Genomic DNA, 19,363 nt, shown 5'->3' on the forward strand with positions numbered 1-19,363 from the left:
TCCCAGGGCGTCCGCCCTGGTCAGGCCTCCAGTTCGGCGCGCGCCGCGACGAACGCGTCGACCGCGCGGTTCACGTCGTCCGTGGAGTGCGCGGCGGACAGCTGGACGCGGATGCGGGCCTGGCCCTGCGGGACGACCGGGTAGGAGAAGCCGATCACGTAGACCCCGCGCTCCAGGAGCAGTTCGGCCATCCGGCCCGCCTTCGACGCGTCGCCGATCATGACCGGGGCGATGGCGTGGTCGCCGGGGAGGATGTCGAAGTCCTCCTCGGTCATCCGGCGGCGGAACAGCGCGGTGTTCTCGGTGAGCCGGACGCGCAGGTCGTCGGCGGACTCCAGCAGGTCGAGGACCTTGAGGGAGGCGGCGGCGATCACCGGGGCGAGGGTGTTGGAGAACAGGTACGGGCGGGAGCGCTGGCGCAGCAGGGCGACGATCTCGGCGCGGGCGGCGACGTAGCCGCCGGAGGCACCGCCGAGGGCCTTGCCGAGGGTGCCGGTGATGATGTCGACGCGGTCCATGACGCCGTGCAGCTCGGGGGTGCCGCGGCCGGAGGGGCCGACGAAGCCGACGGCGTGCGAGTCGTCAACCATGACCATGGCGTCGTAGCGGTCGGCGAGGTCGCAGATCTCGCGCAGCGGCGCCACGTAGCCGTCCATGGAGAAGACGCCGTCGGTGACGATCAGCCGGCGCCGGGCGTCGGACGCCTCCTTGAGCTTGGCCTCCAGGTCCGCGAGGTCGCGGTTGGCGTAGCGGAAGCGGCGGGCCTTGGACAGGCGGATGCCGTCGATGATGGAGGCGTGGTTGAGGGCGTCGGAGATGACCGCGTCCTCCTCGCCGAGCAGGGTCTCGAAGACACCGCCGTTGGCGTCGAAGCAGGAGGAGTACAGGATCGTGTCCTCCTGGCCGAGGAACGCCGACAGCCGGGCCTCCAGCTCCTTGTGCACCTCCTGGGTGCCGCAGATGAAGCGCACGGACGCCATGCCGTAGCCCCAGCGGTCCAGGGCCTCGTGGGCGGCGGCGATCACCTCGGGGTGGTCGGCGAGGCCGAGGTAGTTGTTGGCGCAGAAGTTGAGGACCTCGCCGGGGCGGCCGCCGGCGCTGACGTTCACGGTCGCGGACTGCGGGGTGTCGATGACCCGCTCGGGCTTGTGCAGGCCGGCGGCGCGGATCTCGTCCAGGGTGGCGCGCAGGTCGTCTCGGACGGACTTGAACATGGGGGCTCTCCTGAAAGTGCTGACGGGGTGAGGGAGTGGGCGTGCTGCGGTGTCCGCGCTGTCGCCGCTCACGCGGTCCAGTCGAGGATGACCTTGCCGCCCTTTCCGCTCGCGGCGTCGGCGAAGGCGGCCTCGAAGTCGCGGTAGTCGTACCGGCCGGTGATCACGGGGGCGAGGTCGAGGCCGCCCTCCAGCAGCACCGACATCGCGTACCAGGTCTCGAACATCTCACGGCCGTAGATGCCCTTGATGGTGATCATCGAGGTGACGATCCGGGCCCAGTCGACGGGGAACTCCTGCGCGGGCAGGCCGAGCATGGCGATGCGGCCGCCGTGCGTCATGTTGGCGATCATGTCCCGCATGGCCTCGCCGCGGCCGGACATCTCCAGGCCGATGTCGAAGCCCTCGCGCAGGCCCAGCTCGCGCTGGCCGTCGGCGATGGTGGACTCGGCGACGTTCAGGGCGAGGCTCACCCCTATCTTGCGGGCGATCTCCAGGCGCTCTTCGCTGACGTCGGTGACGACGACGTTGCGGGCGCCCGCGTGCCGGGCCACCGCGGCGGCCATCAGACCGATCGGGCCGGCACCGGTGATCAGGACGTCCTCGCCGACCAGCGGGAAGGACAGCGCGGTGTGCACGGCGTTGCCGAACGGGTCGAAGATCGCGGCGACGTCGAGGTCGACGGGGATCCGGTGCACCCAGACGTTGGACGCGGGCAGGGCCACGTACTCGGCGAACGCGCCGTCGCGGCCGACGCCGAGGCCGACGGTGGCCCGGCACAGGTGGCGGCGGCCGGCCAGGCAGTTGCGGCACTTGCCGCACACCAGGTGGCCCTCGCCGCTGACCCGGTCGCCGATGCGGATGTCGGTCACGTCCCGGCCGACCTCGACCACCTGTCCGACGAACTCGTGGCCGACCACGAGCGGGGTGCGGATCGCCTGCTGGGCCCAGCCGTCCCAGGAACGGATGTGCAGGTCGGTGCCGCAGATACCGGTCCGCATGACCTTGATCAGTACGTCAGTGGGGCCGATGGCGGGCTCCGGGACGTCCGTCAGCCACAGTCCTGGCTCTGCCTTGTCCTTGACCAGCGCCTTCAACGCTACGGCTCCTGTGGGATGAGGCCCGGCCCGCGGGTACGCCGAAGGGGCCCGCACCGGGTCAGAGGGGTGGAATCACCCTGCAATCTGCCGTATGCGCGAGCCGCGGTCCATCGAGCTTTTCTTAACCGGCGCCTCAGCTTTCCTACAGGCCCCCGTGACCACCGGCCCGGCGCGCCCCTCCGCGGTGCTCAGCGTCGCCGCTGCCGGTACCGCCGTTCGTGTCACAGGGGCAGGCCGTCCTCGGCGCTCCGCTCCATGCGTGCGACGAGGTCGGCGGCGAGCGCCTTGATGGTCTCCAGTCCCGGCCGCCCCCAGGCGCGGGGCGCTGTGTCGGCGGCGCACACGGTGCCGAGCGCCATACCGGAGCTGTCGATGAGCGGGGCGCCGAGATAGGAGCGGATGCCGAACTCGTCGACGACCGGGTTGCCGGCGAACCGCGGATAGTCGCGGACGTCCTCCAGCACCAGTGCCTTGCGGCGCACCACCACATGGGGGCAGAACCCGTGATCGCGCGGCAGCGTCCGGCCGATCTCGGCCCGGCTGCCGTCCTCGCGCACCACCGGCGCGGGGGCGGAGGCGCTCAGGCCCGCGAAGAACTGGTGGTCCTCGCCGATGAAGTTGACCATGGCGTAGTGCGCGCCGGTGACCTGGGCGAGGTGGCCGGCGAAGGCGTCGAGCACGGGGTCGGGGCGGTCCGCCAGTCCGAGTCGGCGCAGCCGGCGGACGCGGGCGGGGGCCTCCTTGTCCTCGGGGGTGAGCAGCAGACCCCGGACCGGCCGGGGCGGCTCGTAGCTCATGGCCTGGCTCCGTCGCTGTGGGCATACCTCATACAGGGGCTCCGTGGGCGGTAGGTCGGGATCACATGTGGGCGCCATGGCTGGGCGTGGGCGCCGGGGAATGGGCGAGGAGGTGGCGTACGAGGGTGAGCAGGGTCTGCACGCCGGAGCTGGAGATCCGGGCGTCGCAGCGCACCACCGGGACCTCCGGGTCGAGGTCGATGGCGGAGCGCACCTCCTCGGCGTCGTAGCGGTGGGAGCCGTCGAACTCGTTGACGGCGACGATGAAGGCGAGTCCGCGCTCCTCGAAGAAGTCCACGGCGGCGAAGCAGTCCTGCAGCCGGCGGGTGTCGGCGAGGATCACGGCGCCGAGCGCGCCCTCGGACAGCTCGTCCCACATGAACCAGAACCGCTCCTGCCCCGGCGTGCCGAACAGGTACAGCACATGTTCCGGATCGAGGGTGATCCGGCCGAAGTCCATGGCGACCGTGGTCTCCATCTTGTTCTCGACGCCGTCGAGACTGTCCGTGCCGACGCTGACCGTGGTGAGCAGCTCCTCCGTGCTGAGCGGCGCGATCTCGCTCACCGCGCCCACGAAGGTCGTCTTGCCGACCCCGAACCCGCCCGCGACCAGGATCTTGAGCGCGGTGGGGAACGGGTCACAGCTGTCGTCGTAGTCCATCGAGCACTGCCTCCAGCAGAGACCGGTCAGTGGGCGTGTGGTGGTAGGCGGGCGGCTTGGTGGTCAGCGCCCCGCAGTCGACCAGGTCGGAGAGCAGCACCTTGGTGACCACCGCGGGGAGTTTCAGCTGGGCGGCGGCCTCGGCGACCGAGACGGGCGCGCGGCACAGGTCGAGTGCCTGCGCGTGCTCCGGGCCGAGGTAGCCCAGGGGGGTGACGCCGGTGGCCATCACCTGCGACATCAGGTCGAGGGCGATGCTGGGCTTGGTGCGGCCGTTGCTGACCGTGAAGGGGCGCACCAGCCGCCCGGCCGCGTCGTCCAGCCAGGGCCCGTCGCCGGCTGTGGCCACGCTCAAGTCCTCGTCGCCGCGGAGTCGACGGCATGCTGCCGTGGGGCGGTCACCAGGTAGGGGCGCACGCTCTTGACCAGCATGGCCATCTCGTAGCCGAGCACCGCCGCGTCGGCCTCGCGGCCGGCCAGCACGGCGAGGCAGGTGCCGGAGCCGGCGGTGGTGACGAAGAGCAGGGTCGCGTCGAGTTCGACGACGACCTGGCGGACGTCCCCGCCGTCACCGAACCGGACGCCCGCACTGCGGCCGAGGGAGTACAGGCCGGACGCCAGGGCCGCCATGTGGTCGGCGCTGTCGATGTCGAGGCCGTGCACGGACTTCACCAGTCCGTCGCAGGACAGGAGCACCGCGCTGGTGGTGTGGGGTACGCGCTGCACGAGGCCGCTCAGCAGCCAGTCGAGGTCGGATGCGTGGACGGTCGGCGCGTCGCTCGCCATGGTGGATCGACTCCTTGGGGTACGAAGATCTGGGGGAGCGCTGGGGGTGGGGGTACGACGTGCGGGTGCGGTCGTGGTCATCCGGCCGGGGCGCTCCCCTCGGTCCGGCCGGTGCCGCGGATGCCGTCGGATGCGGGCACGTGAGCGTGCGCCTTTGGTATGGGGGTGGTCGAGGCGATGGGTTCGGGGGCCGTGTGGTCGGGGACCATGTGGGCCGGACCTGCAGGGGCCGCAACGGTGTGTCCCGAGGCCGTATGGTCCGAGACCGTGCGGCCCGACACTGTGTAGCCCGAGCCTGTGTGGCCCGAGCCTGTGTGGTCGGGGCCCATGGCAGGCGGGACCGTGTGGTCGGGGCCCATGGGCTGAGAGCCCATGGCGGGGCTGCCCATGGGGCGGGAGGCCGTGGAGTCCGGGCCCAGGGAGTGCGAACCGCTGTACTGGGCCCCGTCGTGAGCGGTGCCGAAGTGGTCCGGTCCGCCGTGCTCGGGGCGGGTGCGCGCCGGCTCGGTGGATCCCGGTCCGGGAGATCCCGACCGATACGCGCCCGCCATGTGGCCGGCGTCGGTGTGGGTGGAACCCATGTGCTCGTAGGACGAAGCGGGGTACGTGGGGGTGCCGTGCGCGGGGGTGCCGTGCGCGGGGGTGCCGTGCGCGGGGGTGCCGTGCGCGGGCGTGCCGTACTCCGGGGTGCCGTGCGCGGGCGTGCCGTACTCCGGTTCTTCGTGTTCCGGATCCAGGTTCTGCTGGGCTTCGGCGAGTCCGATTCCGCGCTGGAAGGCGGCCATCAGGCCGGGGTCGTGGCCGGCGACGGTGTCGGTGCCCTGACGGGGTGCCGGGCCGCCGCGCAGCTGGGGCACGATGTGCTCCTGGGCGCGCCGACGGGGCAGTCGGGGCTTGTCCATGGTGCCGCGGACGGGTCCGACCCGTGGCGTGGGCAGGGTGCCGGCATGCGCCTCCACCACCGCCCGGTCCTGGGTGCCGACACCGGGCACGGCGTCGGCCGGAGTGGGCCGCGACTCGTCGGCGCCGCGCACGGGAAGCGGGGCCGGGGCACCTCCATGCCGGCCGCGCACGCCGTTCTCGGTCCCGCGCCGCCCGCTCCCGCGCTGCGCGTGCCGCCGCCGCCCGGTACCCGGTGCCTCTCCGGCGCCCGACCCGGGCTCGGTACCGCCCGTGGCCCCGGAGCCGGTCCCGCCCGTGGCCCCGTTCCCGGTTCCGGCCGAAGTCCCGCTTCCGGTCGCGTGATTGACGCCGGCCCCGCCATGGGCTGCCGCCCCGCTCCCCGCCCGGGGAGGCGTTTCCCGCGCGGGAGCCGGCACGGGCGCCCGGACCTGCCGCACCGGACCGGTGTCCACCGGATGCGGCGGTGGCGTCTGGGGCTGCGGTGGCCTCTGGGGCTGAGGTACGGCGGCACCGGACTCCGTCGCCGGCACGCCCGGGGCGTTGCCCAACAACGCCTGGGGCACGACGAGTACGGCCTGCACACCGCCGTAGATGTTGCTCTGCAGCCGTACGTGGATGCCGTGCCGGCGGGCGAGCTGGGAGACGACGTAGAGACCGATGCGGCCGTCGGCCAGCAGGCTGGCGACGTTGACCTGGTCGGGATCGGCGAGCAGGGCGTTCATCCGGTTCTGTTCGCCGACGGGCATGCCCAGTCCGCGGTCCTCCACCTCCACGGCGAGCCCGGAGGTGACGAGGGTGGCACGCAGCAGCACCTGGGTGTGCGGGGCGGAGAACACCGTGGCGTTCTCGATGAGTTCGGCGAGCAGATGGATGACGTCGGCGACGGAGTGGCCACGCAGTTCGCCGTCGATGGGCGGCACCAGCTTGACCCTGGAGTACTGCTCGACCTCGGCGATGGCGGAGCGCAGCACCTCGGTCATGCTGACGGGGTTGCTCCACTGCCGGCGGGAGACGGCGCCGCCGAGCACGGCGAGGTTCTCGGCGTGCCGCCGGATCCGGGTGGCCAGGTGGTCCACGTGGAACAGGCCCTTGAGCAGGTCGGGGTCCTCGATCTCGTTCTCGAGGTCGTCGAGGATCGAGATCTCCCGGTGCACGAGGGACTGCAGCCGGCGCGCGAGGTTGACGAACACCTCCAGCTTCTGTTCGCTGCCCGTCTGGCTGGAGAGCTGGGCGGCCCGCACGACGGCGGTGACGGCGCCGTCGTGCGCGCGGGCCAGGTCGGCGGCGAGCAGCTCGAAGTCGTCGGCGTCCGCGGGGGGCCGGCGGCGCGGGCCGCGCTGCGGCGGGGACTCGCCCTGCCGGAGCGCGTCGACCAGTGCGTGCAGGTCGGCCTCGCCGCGCGCGGCGGTGCGGCGGAGGTCGTCGACGCGGTCGGCGACCAGGCGGGCGGCGCGTTCGGCGGCCACGGCGGCGATCAGGATGCCGGCGACGGCCACGGTGACCGCCCCGGCGAGCACGGCCCACAGGACGGGACCGGTGCGTGCGCCGGTGGAGCGGAGGCTGAACAGCACCGCGGCGGTGGCGCTGAGCGCGACCGCGAGGGGCGGCAGCACGGCGAGCCGCATGAGCTGGGGCCGTATGTGTGTCTCGGGCAGTGCGGGAGCGGGTCGGGTCACCGGACGCCCGTGTCGGCCGCCCTCGCGACGGTCGGCGCGGGCGGCCGGTGCTCGGAGGTGAGACATCTGCGTCCTCGTACTGGTCCGTCGGGCCTGGTGTCCTCGTGCGGTGCGCGGTGCGGGCATGCGTCGATGCGGGCGCGCGCCATCGCGGCGTCGGCCGGCGGGACCGGATCCGGTCGCGTGTCGCCCGACGGACACTCACAGTAGTTGCCTGCGCATCACGTGCGGTGGGCAGTTGACAAACTCTCCCGGCGAGCGTCCCGCTCTGGTATGAGGCGTCGTACGAAAGTCCGATGACCCGCACTCGACACGCGACCGAACCCTGACAGGGTCGATCTTCCCTGATCAAAGCTAGTCACAAACGGAACGTCGGGGGGCGGCCGCGGCGTGCCTCACTCCCCCCGCCGAGCGACCGCGTACGCGACGCCGATCACTTCCGGCCCGCCGTCACAGCGACCCGAGAGGCCGTCACCGGCACCGCCACACCACGACGTTCATCACAGAGCGTGCCTGCTCTGGCCTTGACCGACCGCGGGATGCGCAACAGACTCACGGAGCCGCTGTCAGGCACCGGTTCCACGAACGGGGGTCCCGGTCGCATCGACGATCCGCCGGACGGCGTCGCCCGGACAGGCACGGGGCAGCGCGAACACGACGTGCCGAATCCCGGCGGGGGCGAGTGCAGGAACGTGGGCACGGCCGACGGTGGGTCTACGCGGTCTACGATGATCCCTCAGAGGAACTCGGGAGCGAGAGGCCGTAGGCGGCGTACTCGCGCCCAGTCGGCCAGCACGCCCGCCATCGTGGCTGACTGTCGTCACCACAACCGTGCCAGACACAGCGGTCATCCCCGGTCGATGCGGGTGTCGCGCAGTCCAGTTTGCAGCAGCCTCACCAGGTATCGAAGCCCTAGGGCACTGACACGGACTACTAGCCTCTCTCCTTGACGCCGTGATCGCGCCACCTACCCCGCAGCGTGCTCGAAGGCAGCCGCAGCATTCGGAACGGCCCTGACACCGGGTTGCAGTGTCACCACGGCGTTGGTGGCCGTCACACGCTGATCAACGGTCTCCAGCCCGCCGGAGCCCCCTCATCGGTCGCCTCCACCGACCTCGGCAAGCAGATTCGCCCGCGACTGACTGAGCTTTTCTGCGTTGCCGCTCCAGGGTGAGGATGGCGGCGGCGATTGACGTCATTCGATTCGGGCTGCACCGGGATCGGCGGAAGATGCGCCAGGACTTCAGCCGGGCGACGCCGCGTTCGACTGGTGCCCGTGCCGCGGGAAACGCACGGTTGACGGTTTGCTGGGTCGGGGTGAGCTCGCGGCCTGGCAGGCGCCTGGGGGTGTCGCACTTGGGCGGATTGTCGTAGAGGTCACGGGGCCCAAAACCGGACGAACAAGGAAAAGATCGCGCCACAGATCTTGTCCGGCTCCAGCGAACCCTTGAGGATCGACGGCGGGCACGACACACGTTCGATTTTCCTTAGGGGAAAAGTGAAGGCACGTTTTGTCGTCCCGATTCTCGCGGCGGGGGCCCTGCTGCTGTCGGCCACCACGGCGTCGGCTGCGCCGGCTCCGGTCGGGAGCACGGGCAAGGTCACCGTAAAGGATGCTGGTCTGTACGCGTGGTGCACGTTCCAGGGCGAGAAGCCGTTCCAGCTCACTCACAACGGGGGACTGATCGCCCAGGGGCACTACACGGGTTGCTCGACTCCGGCGCCCGACAAGTGCCGGGCCCAAGTCGATCTTCAGCGGCTCGAAGCCTATGACGGGCACTGGCACGCGGTGAAGCACAAGAACAGCGGGTGGACGAAGTGCAGCGGCCGTGTGACGACGAAGCCGCTCAAGTGCGTGCATGATGGCCACAAGGAGACGTACAACACGCAGGTGACGCTTCAGGTCGAGTACCACGGACGCTTCAGCGAACCTGGTATCGCGGACTCGCACAACACCTACGTGGACTGCTGACGAAGGAGCCCCATGGAGTTCGCGTTCGAGGCCGTCGATCTGGAACACATCCGTCGTTTCTGGAGTCTCGTTCCCGGAATGGACGGCCTGACGATCTCCCAGGGACCGGTGTCGTCCATGCGGCCGGTCACCAGTCCACTCGTCGGAACAGTCCAGGAACTGGCCGAGACGCTGACCGCTATGGGGGGCCGGGTGCTGGAGTGGGACGAAGGGGGATGGGCTCTGATGGCTGATCCCGAGGGGAACGAGTTCTACGTCCGGCCGCCGGAGGATTCGTAGGCGCCGATCCTGGAACGTCTCACTGAGGTCTTTCAGCGTGCCTACTGATCGGGTGACGACGCAGTTGTCTGCAACGGACAAGGCTCCCGTGCCGGTGAGGGAGGCGTTCGACGTCTCAACTCGCCAGCGTGGGAGCCTTATTGGTTTCCTACCCTGCCGCACCCGACCTGCCCCATGCCCTGGTCGAGTGGGTCACCATGCTCATCGTCACCCGCGAGGGTGACCGCCGCTGCAAGCTCCCGCCGCACCAGCGCTCTGATCGGACTGGTGTACCTGCGCCGGCATGACACTCTCGCGCAGTTTGCCGCCGGCTTCGGTATCTCCGTCGGGACCGCCCACGCCTACACGGCCGCGGTGATCGGCCTGCTTGCCGATCGCGCGCCCGGCCTGCTGCGTGCGCTGCGCGAAGCCGACCCCGACTACGTGCTGGTGGACGGCACCCTCGCCGAGTGCGACAGGGCCGGCGACAGCCGGGCCGACTACTCCCACAAGCACCGCCGGCACGGAGATCAGCGGCCCACCGGCCTCGCCGATCAACGGGCCGGTTGACCATGGCGAGGTGTCCTCCTCGTCCTCGGTGAGGTCGCACCACCGCTCAAGCAGCGCGGCCACGTAGGCCGCGATGCGCTCGGACGGAGGCTCTTCCACCTCGCTGTCGATGTAACGGTCGTACAGGTCGCTGAAGACCCGGCCGGCGGTCTTGTCATCCGCGGGCCTATCGCCTTCCCGGACAGCAAGGTCGTAGCTCATGCCGGGAAGCTCTCATGCTGCTCTGACAGCCATAAGAAACGAGGTCTAAAGCGGTGGCTTCCTGGCGTCCAGCGGCAGCGGCCAGTCGGCGCAGGCCACTAGTGAGCTGCTGTCCGCGGTGAGGAAGAGCAGGGTGGTCCATGTCCGATCGGCGGCATCGATCAGTCCTGTGCGAACGGGCTGGCCCTCCTCTCCGCAGCGGCGCACCTACTGGGTGGCAGACCGGGAGCAACCCACGGGCGTGCATGCGGAGCCAGAGCTATCACGGTCGCCTCGTCATCACCGGCCAACAGTGATTCCAGCACGTGCCATTTTATGGTCACCCCCGTCTGGATCCTGCGGGACAGCCAGGCACCGCAACCCCAACAACCACCCCCCGCACGGTGACGTCCCTCCGGGGCCGCCCAGCGGCCCGAATGACCGTCACTGACCGATCCGGCTAGAGCTTCGGACTTGAAGGTCACCCCCGCCCCCGAGATGGCCCGGCCATACACCGAGCCGTCTCAGTTCCCGTCTCGTTCAGCCCTGTCACGGTCGTTCAGGCGAGACCCGCAGCCGTCCTGGCACTGGCGGCCAGCCACCCATGTGCAGGTGAACGCCCGTGCACTCAGCCCAGCACCTCACCAACACAGTTGAAAAGCGTGCGTCTGCTTTCGCAGCGCGCTGCTCGGTGCGCGGCCGGCGCTGGCAGGTCTCTCCTTAGCCATCGACGAAGCCCGGCCGTTGGTTAGGTCCCGGGTCGTACCCGGGCCGCCCCCAGACAGAACCGGGGATGCAACTGCTCTACGGAGCTGGACACCTCGGAAGCCGGCCGCGCGTCTGAGACCTTAGCCATGCCCACTGACAACGCATCCTTGAGCATGATCTCGACGCCGTGCGGCCTGCACCACAGGCGCATCAGATCAAGCGGGGAACAGCGGGGAATCACGGTAGAAAGCCAGTGGGCCCGACGAGGCTTCGGTCCGAACGTTCGGCCAGTTCCGCAACTTAACCGCCCCAAACGCTGGCAGCTTCCCAAGCTGAGTACTTCGCAGCGCGATCGACGCTGCGCGTCTCCCCTTGGCCCGGCCATCGCGAGTCGCTCTGGTCGACGACCGTTAGCGTGGCTGAGGCTGGTCGGGGTGCAGCGAGGCATACGCGCGCCTGATCGGTCAGCGCACTCGCCATCGCGGCTCGCTTTCGACGGCTGAGGCACAAACGACCTCCGAGAGGAGGTGCCGCCCTCTCCGGTGGTGGGCAACCCGTGACCTTGACCCGGTTCTTGAAACTCCACCCGAAGCCGCTCCGCCGTCCTTGGAGCCCTGGCGTCAACTTGGCAAGCAGGCATGCGAGTTAGCCTGGGATCATGGTTAGTGACGGCCGGATTGGGTCTGAGTGCTCTGTCTTCTGCGGGCACTGTCAGTCGCAAGCGAAGGGCAGTGTCGTGGGTGCTCTGGCGGACAACGATCCGCCCGTTTCTCAGGGGCTGTACCTAGTCCAGTGCGGCAAGTGCAGACGTGGGGTGCTCGTTGAGGGCGACTTTGTTGTGCTTCCGTTCGGGAGGGACGAAAATGACTATGCGTACCAGTTGAGCACCCTGTGGCCAAAGGCGCATTTCACACTCAGCCACCTCATTCCCGGCGCCCTACAACGGGCCTACGAAGAGGCCAGAACCTGCTACTCCGCCGGGGCCTACACAGCTGCAGCAGCCATGGTTCGCCGGACACTTGAGGGCGTCTGCGCTGATCAGGGCGTAACAGCGAAGGTACTCATGAGAGCCCTGCAAGAACTCCGCGACGCCGGAAAGATCGAGGGCCGCCTCTTTGACTGGGCACAAGCGTTGAGGGTCCTGGGCAATCAGGGTGCCCACTTCACCGGGCAAGACGTTGACCGCGAGGACGCTGCCGATGCTCTCGCTCTCTGCGAGGCCCTGCTCGACTACATATACGTGCTGACGATTCGCTACGACGAGTTCGTACAGCGCCGAAAGCCCTCGCCCTAGAGTTGAATCAAGCATCCCCGGGTTGCTTGAGCCTCTGACTGCGGACAACGCCGACGTACAGCGACGGACATCAGTAGATGCCTGCTAACCATCACACCAGGTAAGAGGGCGCCGGCCCAGGTCGAGGCCACACCCAAGCCGGAGCAAGGGCCCCGAACCGATCATGGTTCGGGCCGCCGGGTCACTGGATTGCCGGGCCGCCCTTCCCATGTCCGTCACACGCTCCGGCAGAATGCGAGGGTGTCACTTGACGCCATCGACGCCGTGAACTGGTCGGCCATACCCAACCCGACGCGGAATCAGTGGGACGATCCGGAGGGCGTCGCTCACGCCCTCCGGCTGCTGACAGTGTCCACCACCGCCAATGAGACAGGTGACGCGGCAGCCGGCCTCGCCGGTCGCGGCTTCGTCTGCGGCCACGCTGCCATGGTGTTTCCGGCGGCCTACGCTGCCACCCCCATCCTGCTGGACCTCGTCGAGCACGGCCGGCGGCCGCGCATCAAGGAGGCAGCCCTGGGGCTCCTGGCAGACGCTCTGGGCTACTTCCCGATCGCCGGCTACAACCGGGTGGACACTTCCTACGGCACCGACGTCCCGCTCTGCTGCGCCATCGCACGCCACATCCGCGGCCGTCGCAGCGCCCTTCTCGCCCACGGGAAGTACGGCAGGCAGATCCTGGCAGAGGCAGAGCTTCACTGGTGGATGACCATCGAGGAAACGGAGCTCCACTCGGGCGGCACACTGACCGCCCTCGCCACTCTCGAAGGCACACCCTTCGGAGCACCCGTCGAGGCCGAGCTGCACAGCCCCCTTCCCGAGCGACCTGCAACCGCCGTGTGGATCGACGCGTTGACCGCCGACGCCTCGGGCGCCGCGTGCATCCGACTTGGGCAGACGCCGTCCGAGCCCCTGCCGAGCTCTACCCTCTGCCCAGCCGAGTGCGGCCGTCGCGAGCACTGACCTCGTCGCCATGTCTCAACGGCCGCACCCCAACCACACCGGATCGAGCGGGGAACGAACTGGCCGCAGCATCCCAGGCTGAGAACCTCGACTGCTGGAGCGCGTACGACGATCTCTGCGAAGCTCTCCGAGGTCTGTAGCCAGGTGAACCGGCTGCGGCCGAAACCTGTCGATTCCGAGTCGAGGTAAGCGGTGTCTGATCCCGATCTTGGGAGCCGTTCGGGAGCCAACTTCGGAATCCGCCGCGCTGGAACGAATCTCGCTGCGCCGCGCGCTCGACGGCTTCCCGGTGACTCGTCTGGCACCGCCTCGGAGCGAGAGGAGCGGAAGCCATCCAGGAGCCGGCGCGACCTGATGATCACCAACCGGCGGCCAAGGGGCCGGGCCCTGTCCTCCACCCCCTGGCCGAGGAGGAATGCGAGCTGGTCGCGGCGCCACACGGACTCAACACCCTCTTCCTCGTCCAGCGGCCCGGCGCCAACGCCGACCCCGACGTCGTCCGCTTCCCTGCCAGACCCGGCAGAGCCGCTGCCGGGCCCGGCAGGGCCCGGACTCGGCACGGCCGATGACGAATTCGGCACGGCCGAGGACGAGATCCGGCGGAGGCCGGGGCCGGTACGCCCCCCCCGCGGCCACCGCGGGGGGGGCGTGGTTCAAGGAGCTGACCGCGCCGGGAATCAGTGCGTGCGGTCGCCGGCGCCGCGTGCGGGCGGCTCGGCCACGAACGCTCCGACCGAGCGCCAGGTGCGCCGCACGTCGCCCGACACGCCACGCCACCACGCCTCGGCCGGCAGCTTGCCCGCCGGCTCGAAGGGCTCGCCGGGCCGGGGCAGGGCGACCGCCTGGCCGGCCTCCTCGGCGGCCTCCTTGGTCCAGTCCCCCGGCTCGGCCCAGGGATGCGGGGCGAGGTTGAAGGTGCCCCAGTGGATCGGCAGCAGCGCGCCGTGCGGCGCTCCGCCCTGGAGGTCGAGGTGGGCGCGCAGGCCCTCCTCGGGGGTCATGTGGATGTCGGTCCAGAACTCGCTGTACGCACCGATCTGGATCATCGTCGCGTCGAACGGGCCGTGGGCGGCGCCGATCTCCTCGAAGCCGCCGAAGTAGCCGGTGTCGCCGCTGTGGTAGATGCGGTGCTCCTCGCCGGCGACGACCCAGGACGCCCACAGGGTGTGCTGGGTGTTGCGCAGGCCCCGGCCGCAGAAGTGGCGGGCCGGAGTGGCGGTGAGGGTGAGTCCGCCGACCTTGGCGGACTCGTGCCAGTCCAGCTCGCGCAGCCGGTCCGCCGATACACCCCAGTGTTCGAGGTGCGCGCCGACGCCGAGCGGCACGGCGAACAGGGTGTCGGTGCCGGCCAGCGCCCTGATGGTGGGCAGGTCCAGGTGGTCGTAGTGGTCGTGGGAGATGACGACCACGTCGACCGGGCCGAGCGCGGCCAGCGGCAGCGGCACCGGATGCAGCCGCTTGGGCCCGGCGAAGGGGAACGGGGAGCAGCGCTCGCCCCAGACGGGGTCGAACAGCACCCGGTGACCGTCGATCTCGGCGAGCACGCTGGAGTGGCCCATCCAGGTGAGCCGCAGTCCGGTGGCGGGCGGCTCGGCCAGGTCGGCGAAGGTCGTGGGGTGCACCGGGACGGTGCCCCTGGGAGCGCGCAGCGGCCGGGTGTCCTTGTCGAGGAACACCTTGGCGAGATCGAGCGTGGAGCCGGACGGCCGGGTGCGTGCCGGGCCGCCGGGGTTCTGGAAGACACCGTCCTTGAAGTGCGGCGAGCGGCGGATACGTGCCAGGCGCTCACCGCCCGGGTCCGCGCCGAACGCGGCGGGCCGCAGCGCGCGCAGCCCGGAGCTCGGAGAACGCAAACCGGTCACGGTACCTCCTGGTGGAGTGGGCGAGGCCCTCCATTATGGTCGGCCCCTCCGGAAGTCCCGGCACGGCGGGGTCCGCTCCCGGTCACCGGAGATCCGTTCAGCGCGTTGACAGGGTCCGGACCACCTCCGGATACTGACTCGCTATTCAGTAAGCCCCCCTCGTCGCCCCCGCTCCCCCGGAGACCCCATGACCACCCCCCTGATGTCGCTCGTCTGGACCGACCACGTCACCGGCCGCCGGGGCTTCCTGGTCGTGGACCGGCTGGTGCGCGGCGTGGCCAGCGGCGGGCTACGGATGCGGCCGGGCTGCACGCTGGAGGAGGTGGCGGGGCTCGCCCGCGGCATGACGATGAAGGAGGCCCTGCACTACGACCCCGAGGGCCGCTATCTCCCCCTCGGCGGCGCCAAGGGCGGCATCGACTGCGATCCGCGGGACCCGGAGTCGTACGGGCTCCTGGTCCGCTATCTGCGGGCCATGCGGCCCTACGTCGAGAGCTGCTGGGCCACCGGTGAGGATCTGGGCCTCAGCCAGGACCTGGTGGACCGCGCGGCGGCGGAGGCGGGTCTGGTCTCGTCCATCCAGGCGGTGTATCCGCTGCTGGACGACGAGTCGGCGGCCCGGAAGCGGCTCGCGGACGCCTTCGCGGTGGAGGTGGACGGCATCGGCCTGGGTGAACTGGCCGGCGGCTGCGGGGTGGCCGAGTCGGTGCTGGCGGTCCTGGACCGGGCGGCGGTGCCGTACCCGGGCACCCGGGTCGCCGTGCAGGGTCTCGGCACGATGGGCGGGGCCACCGCGCGCTTCCTCGCCCGGGCGGGCCTGACGGTGGTGGCCGTCGCCGACCTCAAGGGCACGATCGCCAACCCGGCGGGGCTGGACGTGGAGGCGCTGCTGAGGGCCCGGGACGGTCACGGCACCGTCGACCGCGGCGCGCTGCGCCCCGAGGACCGGGAACTGCCCGGCGACGCGTGGCTGGCCACGGAGGCGGAGGTGCTGGTGCCGGCCGCCGTGTCGTACGCGGTCGACGGCGCCGGCCAGGAACTGGTCCGGGCGCGCTGGATCGTGGAGGCCGCCAACATGCCCGTCGTACCGGAGGCGGAGGCGCTGCTGGCCGCCCGCGGGGTGACGGTGCTGCCGGACGTGGTGGTCAATTCCGGGACGAACGCGTGGTGGTGGTGGACCCTGTTCGGCGACATCGGGGCGGACGCCGACGAGGCGTTCGCGCGTGTCCGCCGTTCGATGCGCGACCTGGTCGGCCTGATGCTCGACCGTGCGGAGACCGACGGGACGACCCCGCGCGCGGCGGCGCACGCCCTCGTGAGCGACCGGCTGCCGGTGATCGCGGAGCGCTTCGGCTGGTATCGCTGACGGATCCGGCGGCTTCGGCGGCAGCGGGATCAGCGACTAGTGTGACCGCGTGGCGAGAGTGCGGTTGAGCGTGGCGGAGCGGCGGGAGGAACTGCTGCGGGCTGCCATCGGGCAGATCGAGGAGCGGGGCGTGGCGGCGGTCAGGATCGCCGACGTGGCCGCGGCGCTCGGTGTGAGCAACGCGCTGGTGCTGTACCACTTCTCCACGAAGGAGAGGCTGGTCGCCGCAGCGTTCACGTATGCGGCCGAGGGTGACCTCGCGCACCTGCGCAAGCTGCTGGGCCGGCGGACCACCGCGCTGCGCCGGCTGCGGGCCGCGGTGCGCTGGTACGCGCCGACCGGCCAGGCGAAGGGCTGGCGGCTGTGGATCGAGGGCTGGGCCGTGGCCCTGCGCGAGCCGGCCCTGCGGGAGGTCAGCCGGGACCTGGACAGGCAGTGGAAGGCGGCGATCACCGAGGTCATCGCCGAGGGCGTGACGGCCGGCGAGTTCGTGTGCCCGGACCCGGCCGGTACGGCGCTGCGGCTGACGGCGCTGCTGGACGGGCTGGCGGTGCAGCTGACGTCGTACCCGGGCGCGGTGGCGCGGTCCCGGGCGCAGGAGTGGGTGGACGACGCCCTCGCCCGGGAACTGGGCCTGGAACGGCAGGCGTTGACCGACCGAGAGCGGTGAGCATGCGCGCCGGGCCGCCCCGCACCAGGGGTGCGGGGCGGCCCGGCGCGTCCCCGCGGTGTCAGGCCACGGAGGCGATGCGCATCTTGATGTCGTCCGGCGACAGCGCGCCCTTGGCGGTCACGTGGTCGCCGGAGGACTCGCCGCGCAGCCGCCGCCCGATCCAGGGGACGAGGAATTCGCGCGCCCACTGGACGTCGTCACGGCGGACCTCCAGGGTGCCCCGGGGCGGCAGCGGCGGCCACGGCTGCTCCGGGTCGGCCGGGACGTCCAGGCCGAGGGCCTGTCCGGCCCGCAGCGCCACGCGCGTGTGCCCCTCGGGCGAGAGGTGCAGCCGGTCGCTGTCCCAGGCCCTGCGGTCCTGCACGGACTTCAGGGACCACAGGTCGAGCACGGGGCAGCCGTACCGGTCGGCGATGGCCCGGACGTGCCCGTTGTAGGTGGCGATCTTGCCGCGCAGGTGCTTGAGCACGGGGACGCCACGGGTGTCGAAGCCGGTCGTCACCAGCACGGTGCCGGCGACCTCGGTCAGCTGGGCCACGGCGCGCTCGAAGCGCTCGGCCACCTCGTCGGGGTCGGTGCCCGGGCGGATGATGTCGTTGCCGCCCGCGCAGAAGGAGACCAGGTCCGGGGCCAGGTCGACGGCCTGCGGGAGCTGGTCGGCCATGATCTGGTCCAGCAGTTTCCCGCGTACCGCGAGGTTGGTGTACTGGAAGTCGCCCTCGGGGCGCCGGTCGGCGAGCAGCACCGCGAACCGGTCGGCCCAGCCCACGAACGCCCCGTCGGGCCCAAGGTCGCCGACGCCCTCGGTGAAGCTGTCCCCCACCGCCACGTACGACCCGATCTCTGATCTGATGTCACTCTTCGAATCGTCTGCCACGTCGGACCATGATTCACCTTCGGATGTGACCTACGCGACCGTAGGCAGGGGTTGACGAACGGTGAGATGAGACACCCTTAAAGAGTTTGCGATATCAGGAATAGGGGTGCTCACGGGGCTGTTGGGGCCAGGCGCGACGAAGGCCGGACCCGGGGATCGGGGGTCCGGCCTTCGGCGGCGTGTCAGGCGGGTGGTGCGGGGAGCCGGCCGTCAGCCGACGGCGACGCCGTGGCCGCGGAGGTAGCCGACGGGGTCGAGGTCGGAGCCGTAGTCCGGGGTGGTGCGGATCTCGAAGTGCAGGTGCGGGCCCGTCACGTTGCCGGTGGCGCCGGACAGGCCGACCTGCTGACCCGCGGTCACGGTCTGGCCGGCCGAGACGGAGAGCTGCGACAGGTGGGCGTACTGGGCGAAGTGGCCGTCCTCGAGCTTGAGGACGACCTGGTTGCCGTACGCGCCGCCCCAGCCCGCGGAGACGACCGTGCCGGCGGCGACGGCCTTGAGGGGCGTGCCGGTCGGTACGACGAAGTCGACGCCGGTGTGGTAGCCGCTGGACCACATGCTGCCGGCCACGTGGTAGCCGGTACCGATGGTGGCGCCGGCCACCGGGAGGGTGTACCCGGCGGCGCTCCGCGCGGTGCCGGACGCGGCCGGTTCGGAGGTCCGGGCGGGGGCCGGGGCGGAGGTCCGGGCCGGGGCGGGGGTCTCGGCGGGCTTCGGGGCGGCCGGCCGGGAGGGGGCGGCCGGGGCGGACTGCGGGGCGGTGGACTCGGCTCGGGCCGGCGCGGCCTTCCCGCCGAGGGTGAGCTCCAGGCCGGGGTGGATGAGCGACGGGTCGGCGCCGACGGCCTGGCGGTTGTCGTCGTAGAGCCGCTGCCAGCCGCCGCCGACATGCTGCGACTCGGCGATCGTGGCGAGGCAGTCGCCGCTGCGCACGGTGTAGTGGCGCGCACCCGGGTCCGGCTGCGCGGCGGTCCTCACCGTTTCCGGAAGGGTTCGCACGGCCGTTCCGGACGGGGACTGGGCGGGGGTGGCGGCGTGTGCTCCGGTGGCCCCGAGGAGCGGGAGGGCCAGGGCGGCGCCACCGGTTCCGGCGACGGCGATGGAGCGGGAAAGACGCGGGGGCTTGGGACGTCGGTGCTTACCCTTGGCGGGCATGGCGCGATTCCTCTCCGGCGCCTGCGAGGTCAGCTGTCGGGTTCGGGCTGGAGCTGCCCGGCCGTGCGCGCACGGCTGCACCCCTGGCCTGTCGCGGAGACCGGGACAGGCAGTCGTGCCTGGTGGGTCCCCCGCTCCTGCCGACGCGGGTCATGTGTGTGGGACTCCGGGCGGCGGCAGGATTCGGCGTTCCGTCCGGATCGGTGGCGAAAGTAAGCGAGCGGGACGCGTGGAAACAAGCGAGTGGTTCCCGTTGTGCGGGTTTCGGATGATCGGTTACGGGAGTTCACCGTCACCCAGAGTGCGTTCCCGCACGCGACACTCTTTCAATTCCCCTGGTCCGTGCGGTCA

16 protein-coding genes, 2 pseudogenes and 1 riboswitch are annotated in these 19,363 nt (G+C 71.0%); of the genes and pseudogenes, 7 read left to right on the plus strand and 11 right to left on the minus strand.

All coding sequences use genetic code 11. The annotated features are described in order from the left end of the window. Positions 1 to 20: 20 nt before the first annotated feature. The 8 genes and pseudogenes from FHS34_RS24595 to FHS34_RS24630 form a co-directional block, all read right to left on the minus strand. Positions 21 to 1,214, minus strand: coding sequence for a glycine C-acetyltransferase (locus FHS34_RS24595; protein ID WP_184969070.1), 1,194 nt, complete (start codon positions 1,212 to 1,214; stop codon positions 21 to 23). Positions 1,215 to 1,282: 68 nt separating this feature from the next. Then, the gene (gene tdh, locus FHS34_RS24600; protein WP_184969072.1) at positions 1,283 to 2,311 is read right to left on the minus strand and encodes an L-threonine 3-dehydrogenase; all 1,029 of its coding nucleotides are present in this window, start codon (positions 2,309 to 2,311) and stop codon (positions 1,283 to 1,285) included. 224 nt (positions 2,312 to 2,535) lie between these two features. Then, positions 2,536 to 3,111, minus strand: coding sequence for a GAF domain-containing protein (locus FHS34_RS24605; RefSeq protein WP_184969074.1), 576 nt, complete (start codon positions 3,109 to 3,111; stop codon positions 2,536 to 2,538). Positions 3,112 to 3,172: 61 nt separating this feature from the next. Further along, positions 3,173 to 3,772 carry a GTP-binding protein gene (locus tag FHS34_RS24610; protein ID WP_184969076.1) on the minus strand — a complete coding sequence of 200 codons (600 nt, stop codon included), beginning with the start codon at positions 3,770 to 3,772 and terminating at the stop codon, positions 3,173 to 3,175. Next, positions 3,750 to 4,121 (minus strand): DUF742 domain-containing protein, encoded by a 372-nt coding sequence (locus tag FHS34_RS24615; protein ID WP_184969078.1) that lies wholly within the window; start codon positions 4,119 to 4,121, stop codon positions 3,750 to 3,752. The genes FHS34_RS24610 and FHS34_RS24615 overlap by 23 nt, the downstream gene beginning before the upstream one ends. A 2-nt stretch (positions 4,122 to 4,123) precedes the next feature. Continuing rightward, entirely contained in the window at positions 4,124 to 4,558 is a 435-nt protein-coding gene (locus FHS34_RS24620; protein ID WP_184969080.1) for a roadblock/LC7 domain-containing protein, read from the minus strand. Positions 4,559 to 4,635: 77 nt separating this feature from the next. Further along, on the minus strand, positions 4,636 to 7,203 hold the full coding sequence (locus FHS34_RS24625) for an ATP-binding protein (protein ID WP_372478614.1): 2,568 nt from the start codon (positions 7,201 to 7,203) through the stop codon (positions 4,636 to 4,638). Positions 7,204 to 8,291: 1,088 nt separating this feature from the next. After that, positions 8,292 to 8,498: pseudogene (locus FHS34_RS24630) on the minus strand (transposase family protein); the annotation flags it as partial. Positions 8,499 to 8,584: 86 nt separating this feature from the next. Here FHS34_RS24630 and FHS34_RS24635 point away from each other — a divergent pair. The 5 genes and pseudogenes from FHS34_RS24635 to FHS34_RS24660 all read left to right on the plus strand — a co-directional run bounded on the left by FHS34_RS24635 (position 8,585) and on the right by FHS34_RS24660 (position 13,079). Then, positions 8,585 to 9,109 carry a hypothetical protein gene (locus FHS34_RS24635; RefSeq protein ID WP_221509410.1) on the plus strand — a complete coding sequence of 175 codons (525 nt, stop codon included), beginning with the start codon at positions 8,585 to 8,587 and terminating at the stop codon, positions 9,107 to 9,109. A 12-nt stretch (positions 9,110 to 9,121) separates the two neighbouring features. After that, the gene (locus FHS34_RS24640; protein ID WP_184969083.1) at positions 9,122 to 9,388 is read left to right on the plus strand and encodes a VOC family protein; all 267 of its coding nucleotides are present in this window, start codon (positions 9,122 to 9,124) and stop codon (positions 9,386 to 9,388) included. Between the two features lie 140 nt (positions 9,389 to 9,528). Beyond that, positions 9,529 to 9,895, plus strand: a pseudogene (locus FHS34_RS24645) (helix-turn-helix domain-containing protein); the annotation flags it as partial. A 1,666-nt stretch (positions 9,896 to 11,561) separates the two neighbouring features. After that, a complete protein-coding gene (locus FHS34_RS24655) occupies positions 11,562 to 12,119 on the plus strand; it encodes a DUF4145 domain-containing protein (protein WP_184969085.1) in 558 nt (185 codons plus the stop codon). Between the two features lie 240 nt (positions 12,120 to 12,359). Beyond that, positions 12,360 to 13,079 (plus strand): hypothetical protein, encoded by a 720-nt coding sequence (locus FHS34_RS24660; RefSeq protein WP_184969087.1) that lies wholly within the window; start codon positions 12,360 to 12,362, stop codon positions 13,077 to 13,079. A 677-nt stretch (positions 13,080 to 13,756) separates the two neighbouring features. Here the strand turns inward: FHS34_RS24660 and FHS34_RS24665 are convergent. Next, the gene (locus FHS34_RS24665; RefSeq protein ID WP_184969089.1) at positions 13,757 to 14,941 is read right to left on the minus strand and encodes an MBL fold metallo-hydrolase; all 1,185 of its coding nucleotides are present in this window, start codon (positions 14,939 to 14,941) and stop codon (positions 13,757 to 13,759) included. A gap of 187 nt (positions 14,942 to 15,128) precedes the next feature. Between FHS34_RS24665 and FHS34_RS24670 the strand changes: the two genes are divergently transcribed. After that, positions 15,129 to 16,307, plus strand: coding sequence for a Glu/Leu/Phe/Val dehydrogenase dimerization domain-containing protein (locus tag FHS34_RS24670; RefSeq protein ID WP_184969091.1), 1,179 nt, complete (start codon positions 15,129 to 15,131; stop codon positions 16,305 to 16,307). A gap of 49 nt (positions 16,308 to 16,356) precedes the next feature. Further along, entirely contained in the window at positions 16,357 to 16,977 is a 621-nt protein-coding gene (locus FHS34_RS24675; RefSeq protein WP_184969093.1) for a TetR/AcrR family transcriptional regulator, read from the plus strand. A gap of 61 nt (positions 16,978 to 17,038) precedes the next feature. On the opposite strand, the gene FHS34_RS24680 is transcribed toward FHS34_RS24675, so the two are convergent. Both FHS34_RS24680 and FHS34_RS24685 read right to left on the minus strand, forming a co-directional pair. Further along, positions 17,039 to 17,857: an SGNH/GDSL hydrolase family protein gene (locus FHS34_RS24680; protein ID WP_225817724.1), complete on the minus strand. Its 819-nt coding sequence runs from the start codon at positions 17,855 to 17,857 to the stop codon at positions 17,039 to 17,041. A 210-nt stretch (positions 17,858 to 18,067) separates the two neighbouring features. Further along, positions 18,068 to 19,012 (minus strand): M23 family metallopeptidase, encoded by a 945-nt coding sequence (locus FHS34_RS24685; RefSeq protein ID WP_184969095.1) that lies wholly within the window; start codon positions 19,010 to 19,012, stop codon positions 18,068 to 18,070. A gap of 5 nt (positions 19,013 to 19,017) precedes the next feature. Then, positions 19,018 to 19,170: riboswitch (cyclic di-AMP (ydaO/yuaA leader) on the minus strand. Positions 19,171 to 19,363: the final 193 nt, after the last annotated feature.

The organism is Streptomyces echinatus (genome assembly GCF_014203595.1).
GTDB classification, from domain to species: Bacteria; Actinomycetota; Actinomycetes; order Streptomycetales; family Streptomycetaceae; genus Streptomyces; species Streptomyces echinatus.

Coding starts and splice junctions, on each gene's coding strand:
- FHS34_RS24595 (WP_184969070.1), bottom strand. CDS start 1,214: ATGTTCAAGTCCGTCCGAGACGACCTGCGCGCCACCCTGGACGAGATC.
- FHS34_RS24605 (WP_184969074.1), bottom strand. CDS start 3,111: ATGAGCTACGAGCCGCCCCGGCCGGTCCGGGGTCTGCTGCTCACCCCC.
- FHS34_RS24610 (WP_184969076.1), bottom strand. CDS start 3,772: ATGGACTACGACGACAGCTGTGACCCGTTCCCCACCGCGCTCAAGATC.
- FHS34_RS24620 (WP_184969080.1), bottom strand. CDS start 4,558: ATGGCGAGCGACGCGCCGACCGTCCACGCATCCGACCTCGACTGGCTG.
- FHS34_RS24625 (WP_372478614.1), bottom strand. CDS start 7,203: ATGTCTCACCTCCGAGCACCGGCCGCCCGCGCCGACCGTCGCGAGGGC.
- FHS34_RS24640 (WP_184969083.1), top strand. CDS start 9,122: ATGGAGTTCGCGTTCGAGGCCGTCGATCTGGAACACATCCGTCGTTTC.
- FHS34_RS24670 (WP_184969091.1), top strand. CDS start 15,129: ATGACCACCCCCCTGATGTCGCTCGTCTGGACCGACCACGTCACCGGC.
- FHS34_RS24685 (WP_184969095.1), bottom strand. CDS start 19,012: ATGCCCGCCAAGGGTAAGCACCGACGTCCCAAGCCCCCGCGTCTTTCC.